Source organism: Deltaproteobacteria bacterium (assembly GCA_005879795.1).
Lineage (GTDB): Bacteria > Desulfobacterota > Binatia > DP-6 > DP-6 > DP-6.
The window spans coordinates 1-10,153 of the sequence record VBKJ01000176.1; the positions used below are offsets into that span (position 1 = coordinate 1).

The window sequence follows — 10,153 nt, forward strand, 5'->3', positions numbered from 1 at the left end:
ACGACCCCGCCCGCCCGCGCGAGGAGACCTTCGTCGTCGACACGCCGCCGCCCACCGTCTCCGGCTCGCTGCACGTGGGCCACGTGTTCAGCTACACCCATACCGACGTCATCGTGCGCTACCAGCGCATGCGGGGCCGGAACGTCTTCTACCCCATGGGCTGGGACGACAACGGGCTGCCGACGGAGCGGCGGGTGCAGAACTACTTCCACGTCCGCTGCGACGCGCGTGCCCCCTACGAGCCCGACCTCGTGCTCGAGCCGGCGACGCCGGCCAGGGCGAAGGAGCCGCCGCGCATCGTCTCCCGCCGGAACTTCATCGACCTCTGCCTGCGCGTCACGCGCGAGGACGAGGAGGCCTTCAAGACCCTCTGGCAGCGGATCGGCCTCTCGGTGGACTGGCGCCAGGAGTACTCGACCATCGACGCGCACTGCCGCCAGCTGGCGCAGCTCTCCTTCTGCGACCTCTTCGCGAAGGGGCACGTCTACAGCATCGAGGCTCCCACCGTGTGGGACGTCGACTTCCAGACCGCGGTGGCGCAGGCCGAGGCGGAGGACCGGCCCGTGCAGGGCGCGTTCCACCACGTCGCCTTCGCCGTCGAAGGGAGCGACGAGGGCTTCGTCATCGCCACGACGCGGCCCGAGCTGCTGCCCGCGTGCGTCGGGGTGACGGCGCATCCCTCCGACGCCCGCTACCGCCACCTCTTCGGCAGGCGCGCCGTGACGCCGCTCTTCCACGTCCCCGTCCCCATCTTCCCGAGCGAGCTGGTCGACCCCGAGAAGGGCACCGGCATCCTCATGGTGTGCACCTTCGGCGATGCGACCGACGTGCAGTGGTGGCGCGAGCACAAGCTGCCGCTCCGCCAGGTCCTCGGCCGGGACGGCCGCCTGGTCCCCGTCAGCTTCGGCAGCCCGGGCTGGGAGAGCCGCGACCCCGCGGCCGCGAGCCGCCACTACGGCCAGCTCGCGGGCAAGACGGTCGCCGCCGCGCGCAAGGCGATCGTCGAGCTGCTCCGCGCTCCGGCCGGCGGCGAGCCGGCGCTGCGCGGCGAGCCCGTGCCGGTCACCCACGCGGTCAAGTTCTACGAGAAGGGCGACCGGCCGCTCGAGTTCATCTCGACCCGGCAGTGGTTCGTGCGTCTCCTCGACAAGAAGGAGGCGCTCCTCGCCAAGGGCGACCAGATCGAGTGGCACCCGGACTTCATGCGGCTGCGCTACCGCAACTGGACCGAGAACCTCCAGATGGATTGGTGCATCAGCCGCCAGCGCTTCTTCGGCCCGGCGATCCCCGTCTGGTACCCGCTCGGCGGCGACGGCCGCCCGGACCACGCCCGGCCGATCGTGGCGGAGGCGAGCGTCCTGCCCGTCGATCCGATGACCGCCGCGCCGCCGGGCTACGAGCCGGGGCAGCGCGACCGCCCGGACGGCTTCACTGGCGAGCCCGACGTCTTCGACACCTGGTTCACCAGCTCGCTCACGCCGCAGATCAGCTCGGGCTGGCTCCTCGACCCGGCGCGCCACCGCCGCCTCTTCCCCGCCGACATCCGCCCGCAGAGCCACGAGATCATCCGCACCTGGGCTTTCTACACGATCGCCAAGGCGCTCCTGCACGAGGACACGATCCCGTGGCGGCACGCGGTCATCTCGGGCTGGATCCTCGATCCCGAGCGCAAGAAGATGTCGAAGAGCCGCGGCAACGTGGTGACGCCCATGCACCTCCTCGACGAGTACACCGCCGACGGCGTCCGCTACTGGGCGGCGGGCGCGCGGCTCGGCACCGACACCGCTTTCGACCCGAAGGTGTTCAGGATCGGGAAGCGCCTGGTCACCAAGCTCTTCAACGCGGGCAAGTTCGTGCTCTCGCAGGTCGCCCCCGACGGGCCGGTCACCGCCGAGCTCGACCGCGCCTTCGCGCACCGCCTCGCCGCGCTGGTCGAGCGCGTGACCGCGTCGTTCGAGGAGTTCGACTTCGCGCACGCGCTCCAGGACATGGAGGCGTTCTTCTGGAGCGACTTCACCGACACCTTCCTCGAGCTCGCCAAGGGGCGCGCGCGCGAGGGGGACCCGTCCGCGGTGGCGGCGCTGCGCCTGGGGCTCGGCGTGCTGCTCCGTCTCTTCGCCCCCGTGCTGCCCTACATCGCGGAGGAGATCTGGTCCTGGGCGTTCGCCGAGGAGACCGGGAGCCGGAGCGTCCACGCCGCGCCGTGGCCGGGCCGCCGCGACTTCGAGCCGGTCGCCGCGCCCGCCGACCCGGCGAGCTTCGAGGCCGCGGTCGGCTGCTTCGCGGCCATCAACAAGCGCAAGTCCGAGGCGGGCGTCTCGGTCGGCCGCGGGGTGGCGCGGCTCGCGCTCGCGGCCTCGCCGGCGACGCTCACGAGCCTCGCCCCGGTCGCCGCCGACGTGATGGCGGCGGCGCGCGTCGCGGAGTACGCGCTCCGGCCCAGGGCGGGGCTCGACGGGGCGTTCGAGGTGGTCGAGGTGGAGTTCGCGCCGCTGGAGACGTGAGCCGGTGGTCGCGCCCTGGGACGACCCACGCGTCGGCGCGCTGATCGACCTCGCGCTGGCCGAGGACCTGGGTGCCGGCGACCGCACCTCCGAGGCGCTCGTCCCCGCCGCCGCCCGCGCGCGCGGCCGGGTCCGCGCCAAGCAGGCGCTCGTCGTGTGCGGGCTGCCGCTCCTCGAGCGCGTGTTCCGGCGGCTGGGCGACGTACGCGGGTCCGCCGAGGCCGACGAGGGCGCCCTGGCGGCGCCCCTGCAGGTGCTGGCGACGCTCGAGGGGCCCGCGCGCGCTCTCCTGGCCGGCGAGCGCGTCGCCCTGAACCTCCTCCAGCATCTCTGCGGCATCGCGACGCTCACGCGCGCCTACGTCGAGCGCGTGCGTGGTACCCCGCTCGTCGTGCGCGACACGCGCAAGACGCTCCCCGGGATGCGCGCCCTCGCCAAGTACGCCGTCCGCACCGGCGGCGGGACGAACCACCGCCTGGGGCTCGACGACGCCATCCTCATCAAGGACAACCACCTGGCGCTCGGGGGCGGCGAGGTGGCGGCGGCGGTCCGGAGGGCGCGCGCGGCCCTTCCCGGGCTGCCGCTCGAGGTCGAGTGCCGGACGGTCGCCGAGGTCGCCGCGGCGGTCGCGGCCGGCCCCGACCTGATCCTCCTCGACAACATGCCGCTCGCGGACGTCGCGCAGGCGGTCCGGATCGCGCGCGGGCGCGTGCCGCTCGAGGCCTCGGGCGGCGTCACGCTCGAGCAGCTCGAGGCGCTCGCGCGCGCCGGCGTCGCGTTCGTCGCGGTGGGCGCGCTCACGCACTCCGCGCCCGCTGCCGACCTCAACTTGAAGATCGAGCCGCTCCCGTGACCGACCGCCTCGGCCCTGCGGAGCTCGCGCCGCACCTCCGGGGCGCGTGGCGGTGCGTCCACTGGCTCGAGGAGGTCGACTCGACCCAGCGCGTGGCGCGCGACCTCGCGCGCGGCGGCGCGCCCGAGGGCACGACGGTCATCGCCGAGCGCCAGACCGCCGGGCGGGGCCGGCTCGGCCGGCAGTGGCACTCGCCGGCGGGGCTGAACCTCTACTGCTCGATCGTGCTCCGCCCCCCGCTCGCGCCGAGCGCGGTGCCGCAGCTCGCGCTCGTCGCGGGCGCCGCGGTCGCGGCGGCCGTCCAGGAGGAGACCGGGCTCCGGCCCGGGATCAAGTGGCCGAACGACGTGCTCCTCGGCGACCGCAAGGTCGCCGGCATCCTCGTCGAGCTGGAGTCCGAGGGCGAGCGCGTGCACCACGTGATCGCGGGCATCGGCGTCAACCTGAACGCCCCGCGCACGGCCTTCCCGCCCGTGCTCCGCCCGAAGGCCGGCTCGCTGCGCCTCGCCACCGGCCGGCGGGTGGACCGCGCGGCCTTCACGGGCCGGTTGCTCGCCGCGCTCGAGGCACGTTATGGTCGCTTCCTTGCGAGGGGATTCGCGAGCGTGCGCGCCGAATGGGAATCGTACTCCGTGCTGACGGGCGCCGAGGTCCGCGTCGCCTCGCCGGAGGGGGAGCTGGCCGGGCGGGTGGTGGGCCTCGATGACGACGGAGCGCTCCGGCTCCGCCGCCCGGGTGGCGACGTGGTGCGCGTGGTCGCGGGCGAGGTGACGGTGGCCGGCGGGTACCGCTGATGCTGCTCGCGATCGACGTCAGCAACACCCACACCAAGGTCGGCGTCTACGAGGGCGACCGCCTGGCGCGTCACTGGCGGGTGCAGACCGAGCCCGAGCGCACCGCGGACGAGTACGGCGTCATGCTGCTCGGCCTCTTCCGCGTGGGCGGTGCCTCCCCGGAGGACATCAGCGGGATCGCCGTCTCGAGCGTCGTGCCGCCCATGCACGGGATGCTCGAGGAGCTCGGCCGCAAGTTCTTCGGCCACGCGCCGCTCTTCGTCGGCCCGGGCGTCAAGACCGGCATGGCGCTCCTCTACGACAATCCGCGGGAAATCGGCGCGGATCGCATCGCCAACTCGGTGGCCGCCTACGAACGCACGCGCGGGCCCTGCATCGTGGTCGACCTCGGCACGGCGACCACCTTCGACTACGTGACCGCGCGTGGCGAGTACGCCGGCGGCGTCATCGTGCCCGGCATCGGCATCTCGCTCGACGCGCTCTTCGTGCGGGCCGCGAAGCTGACGCGCGTCGAGCTGGTGCGGCCGGAGAAGGTGGTGGGCCGCAACACCGTGCACGCCATCCAGTCGGGCGTGGCCTACGGCTACACCGCGCTGGTGGACGGGCTGGTCGAGCGCATCCGCAGGGAGAACGACCCCAGGGCCCGCGCCCTCGCCACCGGGGGCTTCGCCTCGCTCATCGCCCCGGTGTCCACCACCATCGAGGCCGTGGACGAGTTCCTGACCCTCGACGGGCTCCGCATCGTCTACGAGCGCAACGGAGGACGGGATGTCAGCTGAGGACGTGGCCAGGTTGAGAAACGTCGCCATCGTGGGGCAGGGCGGGGCCGGGAAGACGACGGTCGCCGACGCGCTCCTCTTTGCCGCCGGCGCGACCAGCCGGCTCGGCCGCGTCGACGACGGCTCCTCGGCCTTCGACGTCGAGCCCGAGGAGGTGCGCCGCAAGAGCTCGATCACGGCGACGCTGCACCACGCCGGGTGGCGCAAGCACGAGCTCAACCTGATCGACACGCCCGGCTACTCGGCCTTCCTGCACGACACGCGCAACTGTCTCCGCGCCGCGACCGGCGCGGTGCTGGTCCTCGGCCCGACCGGCGGCGAGACGAAGGTCGAGGCGGAGAAGGTGTGGGCCTGGTGCGAGGAGCTCGCCCTCCCGCGCATCGCCTTCGTGACCCGCATGGACCGCGAGCGGGCGACGGTCGAGCACGCGCTCGAGGACGTGAAGGCGATCGGCGCCACGCCCGCCGTGCTGCAGGTGCCGATCGGCGCCGAGGCGGAGTTCAGGGGGGTGGTCGACGTGCTCTCGGGGAAGGCGTTCCTCTACCAGGGCGAGTCGGGGACGTTCCAGGAAGGCGCGCCGCCGGCCGACGTGGCCGAGGCGGCGAGCAAGGCGCGCGACCGTCTGGTCGAGACCATCGCCGAGGCGAACGACGCGCTCCTCGAGAAGTACCTCGAGGGCACGGAGCTCGGCGCCGAGGAGCTGCGCGAGGGGCTGCGCGAGGCGGCGCGCGCGGGGAAGATCCTGCCCGTCCTGTGCGGCGCGCCAGGGAAGGCGATCGGCGTCCACCCGCTGCTCGACGCGATCGTCGACCTCCTGCCCTCGCCGGCCGACCTCCCGCCGTGGAAGGGCGACAACCCCAGGACCGGCGAGGAGGTCGAGCGTGCGGCGGACCCGACCGCGCCCTTCGCGGCCTACGTCTTCAAGACGATCGTCGACCCGTTCGCGGGCAAGCTGGCGGTGCTGCGCGTCGTCTCGGGCCGCATCCACGCGGATCTCAACTGCGCCAACACCGCGCGCGACGGGCGCGAGCGCATCGGCCACCCGCTCAAGCTCGAGGGCAAGAAGCAGACGCAGATCCCGTCCGCGGTGGCGGGCGACATCGTCGCGGTGGCGAAGCTCAAGGAGACGGCCTCGGGCGACACGCTCGCGGACGAGAAGAGCCCCGTCGTCTTCCCGCCGCTCCCCGACACCCCGGCCGCCATCTCCTTCGCGCTCCAGCCCAAGAGCAAGGCGGATGACGAGAAGGTGATGCAGGGGCTCCACCGGCTCATGGAGGAGGACACCGCATTACGGGTCCACCGGGACGAGCAGACCAAGGAGTTCGTGGTCTCGGGGACCGGCCAGCTCCATCTCGAGGTCGCGGTCGAGCGGCTAAAGCGCAAGTTCGGCGCCGAGGTCGAGCTGAAGGCGCCCAAGGTGCCGTACAAGGAGACGATCAAGGGGACGGCCAAGGCGCAGGGGAAGCACAAGAAGCAGACCGGCGGCCACGGACAGTACGGCGACTGCTGGCTCGAGCTCTCGCCCCTCCCGCGCGGCAAGGGGTTCGAGTTCGAGGACGCGGTCGTCGGCGGCGTCATCCCGCGCAACTTCATCCCCGCGGTCGAGAAGGGGGTGCGCGAGGTGCTGGCCGAGGGGATCATCGCCGGCTACCCGATCGTCGACGTGAAGGCGAAGCTCTACTTCGGCTCCTACCACGACGTCGACTCCTCGGAGATGTCGTTCAAGATCGCCGGCCGCCTCGCCTTCAAGGCCGCCTTCGAGCAGTGCCGCCCCTGCCTGCTCGAGCCGATCATGACCATGCGGGTCACGGTGCCGGGCGAGTTCATGGGCGACGTCATCGGCGACCTGAACAGCCGCCGCGGCAAGGTGCTCGGCGCCGAGCCCAAGGGCAGCACCGGGCAGCAGGTGATCCGGGCCAACGTGCCCATGGCCGAGGTGCTGCGCTACGCGCCCGACCTGCGCTCGATGACGAGCGGCCGGGGCGACTTCGAGCTCGAGTTCTCGCACTACGAGGAGGCGCCGCCCCACATCGCCGAGAAGATCATCAAGCAGGCGCAGGCCGCGAGGGCCGAGCGCCATGCCTGAGGAGACGCCCGAGCTCGGCGAGCCCGAGGCCGCCGAGCTCGTCCGCAAGATCGAGGCGGGCGAGGACGGCATCGTGGTGCCCGCCGAGCTGCTCGAGGAGCCCGAGGAGCGCAAGGCGCCGCCGCCCCAGAACCTCTACGCGCAGATCCTCCGCATGTCGATGGCCGCGAAGATCAAGCTCGCGCTGCGCGGCAACCGCGACGCGCGCATGATCCTGATCCGCGACACCAACAAGCTGCTCCGCCGCTTCGTGGTCATGAACCCGCGCATCGGCGAGGACGAGGTGATTGCCGTCACGCGCAACAAGAGCGTCGACGAGGAGCTGCTCCGCATGATCACGGAGCGGCGCGAGTGGATGCGGAACTACCAGGTGCGCCTCGGCCTGGCGACCAACCCGAAGGCGCGGCTCCCGATCGCGCTCAGGCAGCTGTCGACGCTGGGGGAGCGGGATCTGCGCCTCATCGCCCGCTCGAAGAACGTACCGCAGGCGATCTCGGCGCAGGCGCGGCGGCTCCTGATGACGGTGAAGGCGCCGAAGTGAGGTGACCACCGCGCGGCGCGAGCGTCTCCTCGCCGGGCTCCTCCTCATCGTCCCGCTCCTTGCGCTCCTGTGGACGTCGCTCGTCGGCGACGCCGTTCTGAGCGGCGCGGACGTCCTCTTCGCCACCCCGTTCTTCGCCGAGCGGGCGCCGCCCGGCTTCACACGTCCCGCGAACCCGCTCGCCTTCGACGTCGCGTACCAGTTCGTTCCCTGGCGCCACTTCGCGTGGGAGTCGGTGCGCCGGGGCGAGCTCCCGCTCTGGAACCCGTACAGCCTGGCGGGCACGCCGTTCATCGCGAGCATGCAGTCGGCCGTCTTCTACCCGATCAACCTGCTGCTCACGGCGGCACCGTTCGCGCGGACCTTCGCGTGGAGCGCGCTCGCGCGCCTGTGGATCGCCGGCTTCTCCACCTACCTGCTGGCGCGCTTCCACGGCGTGAGTCGCACGGGCGCGCTCGTGGCCGGCCTCTCCTTCATGCTGTGCGGCTACATGATCGTCTGGCTCGGCCACCCGCACACCAACGTGGCGGTCTGGCTGCCCGCGCTCGTGCTGGCGGGCGAACGCCTGCGCGCGGCCGAGAGCGGTGCCCGGCGGATGCGCGCGGTCGCGCTGCTCGCAGCGCTCGTCGGCATCCAGTTCACGGGCGGCCACATCGAGACGTCGGTCGACGTGCTCTTCTGCCTCGGCGCCTACTACGGGCTCCGCTGGTGGCAGGGCGCCGGCCGCCGCCAGCTCGCACTTCTCCTCCTGCCCGCGCTCGCGGTAGCGCTCGGCACGGCGCTGGCGGCCGTGCAGCTCCTGCCCTTCCTCGAATGGCTGCCGCTGAGCGCGGAGTACCAGCGCCGGCTCCCGGCCGGGATCGCCCTCTTCGACCCGCGCTCCTGGCACGAGGTGCTCGCCCTCCCGCTCGTGCTCTTCCCGAACCTGTACGGCAACCCGACCTGGCCGGGGCCGTACCGCTCCTATCTCCCATGGGGGAACTACAACGAGAACGTCCTCCACGTCGGGACCGTGGCGCTCCTCTGCGCGCTGGTCGCGCTGTGCTTGCGTCGCGAGCCGGCGTCGCCGGTCCGGGCGCTCGCGCTGCTCGCGCTCATCGCTGCCGGCATGGCCTTCCACCTCCCGGTGCTCGACTGGCTGAACGCCCTTCCGGGCCTCGCACACGCGAACCCGGCGCGGCTCCGGCTGGTGATGTCGTTCGGGCTCGCCGTGCTGGCAGGATTCGGGTTCGACGCCGTGCTGGACGGGGGCCCGGGCCGCCGCTGCTTCGTCCGCCTGGCGGTGGCGGTCGTGGCGGCGGGCGCGCTGCTCGCCGCGGCGGGCAACCTCCTGTTGCCGCACATGCTCCCGCGCCTCACGGCTTGGGGTCGGCACGTCGTGGACGCGAAGTACGCGGCCCTGCCCGCGCCGGCCCACGCGCTCGAGTACTACCATGAAGAGCTCGACGCGGTGGTGGCCGGCATGGTGGCAGCGTTCCGCCTCGGGAACCTCGCGATGTACGCGCCCGCCGTCGTCGCGCTCGGCGGCTGGCTGCTGGCGAGGGGCTCCGCGCGCGGGCCGATTCTCGTCGTCCTGTTGGCGGCAGAGCTGGTTGGCCTCGGGCGCGGGTACACGCCTGCGGTGCCGCTTCGCGACTTCTACCCGACGACCCCGGCCGCGTCGCGGCTCGCCGGCGACCGGACGCTCCACCGCGTGACGGCGCTCGGTGAGGACCTGGTCCCCGACGCACACATGATGTACGGGCTCGCGGACGTCCGCGGCCTCGACTTCCCGACACGCTGGTACGCGGCCTACCTCGACGCCGCGGGCCGCCTGCCGTGGATCACCTACGGCTCGCTCCTTGGCTCCGTCGAGTCCCCGCTCCTGAGAGTGCTCAACGTGAAGTACGTGGTCGCCGCCGGAGAGCCGCCGCCGCGCGGCGTCCGGAGCGTGGAGCAGTACGACAGCGTCCACCTCGCCGAGCTCGCCCGGGTGCAGCCGCGCAGCTTCGTCGTCCACGACGCGGTCGTGGCGGAGAGCGACGCGAGGGCCCTGGAGATCCTGCGGAGCGCGCCCGACGCGATCTACACTCGGGTCGTCATCAGCGGCCCCGCCGACGTCCGGCCGGTGGCGGGTGGGGGCGACGACCAGGTGAGCACCGTTGCCTACGCGCCCACCGAGGCTTCGTGGAGCGTCGCGACCGAGGCGGGCGGCTACCTGGTCAACACCGACGCCTGGTATCCGGGCTGGAGGGCCTACGTCGACGGCCAGCCGGCGACGCTCCACCGCGCGAACCTGGCCTTCCGCGCGGTCGCCGTGCCGGCGGGCCGGCACACGGTCGCGTTCCGCTACGAGCCGAGGTCGGTGCGGGTAGGTCTGGCGCTGACGGCACTCGCAGGATGCGTCATCGTGGGGATGCTGGTCGGCGCCGAGGTGGCGGTGCGGTGATCGACCCGAGCGCGATCAGACCTCGGCGGCGTGAGCAGAGACGCACACCCCGCTCCGGGCCGCCGCCCTTCTACCGCCTGGTCTATCGCGTCGTCCGTCGCATCCCGCGCGGCAGGGTGGTCACCTACGGCCAGGTGGCCGCCATCCTCGGCCAACCGCGCGGCGCGC

Annotated in this window: 8 protein-coding genes; all 8 read left to right on the forward strand. The window is 72.9% G+C overall.

The genetic code is table 11. The features are described from left to right. Positions 1-2,504, forward strand: a 2,504-nt coding sequence (valS, locus tag E6J59_15125; GenBank protein ID TMB18033.1) for a valine--tRNA ligase, incomplete at its 5' end; no start/stop codon positions are given. A 40-nt stretch (positions 2,505-2,544) separates the two neighbouring features. Next, positions 2,545-3,357 carry a carboxylating nicotinate-nucleotide diphosphorylase gene (nadC, locus tag E6J59_15130; GenBank protein ID TMB18040.1) on the forward strand — a complete coding sequence of 271 codons (813 nt, stop codon included), beginning with the start codon at positions 2,545-2,547 and terminating at the stop codon, positions 3,355-3,357. Next, positions 3,354-4,151, forward strand: a complete 798-nt coding sequence (locus tag E6J59_15135; GenBank protein TMB18034.1) for a biotin--[acetyl-CoA-carboxylase] ligase — start codon at positions 3,354-3,356, stop codon at positions 4,149-4,151. The genes nadC and E6J59_15135 overlap by 4 nt, the downstream gene beginning before the upstream one ends. Next, complete coding sequence (locus E6J59_15140) at positions 4,151-4,930, forward strand: type III pantothenate kinase (GenBank protein TMB18035.1); 780 nt, start codon at positions 4,151-4,153, stop codon at positions 4,928-4,930. Before E6J59_15135 ends, E6J59_15140 begins: the two co-directional genes overlap by 1 nt. Beyond that, positions 4,920-7,016 carry an elongation factor G gene (fusA, locus tag E6J59_15145; protein TMB18036.1) on the forward strand — a complete coding sequence of 699 codons (2,097 nt, stop codon included), beginning with the start codon at positions 4,920-4,922 and terminating at the stop codon, positions 7,014-7,016. Before E6J59_15140 ends, fusA begins: the two co-directional genes overlap by 11 nt. Then, on the forward strand, positions 7,009-7,557 hold the full coding sequence (locus tag E6J59_15150) for a hypothetical protein (protein ID TMB18037.1): 549 nt from the start codon (positions 7,009-7,011) through the stop codon (positions 7,555-7,557). Before fusA ends, E6J59_15150 begins: the two co-directional genes overlap by 8 nt. A 1-nt stretch (position 7,558) precedes the next feature. Further along, positions 7,559-9,985: a YfhO family protein gene (locus E6J59_15155; protein TMB18038.1), complete on the forward strand. Its 2,427-nt coding sequence runs from the start codon at positions 7,559-7,561 to the stop codon at positions 9,983-9,985. Then, positions 9,937-10,153: MGMT family protein (locus tag E6J59_15160; protein TMB18039.1), on the forward strand; the 217-nt coding region annotated here is incomplete at its 3' end. The genes E6J59_15155 and E6J59_15160, both read left to right, overlap by 49 nt.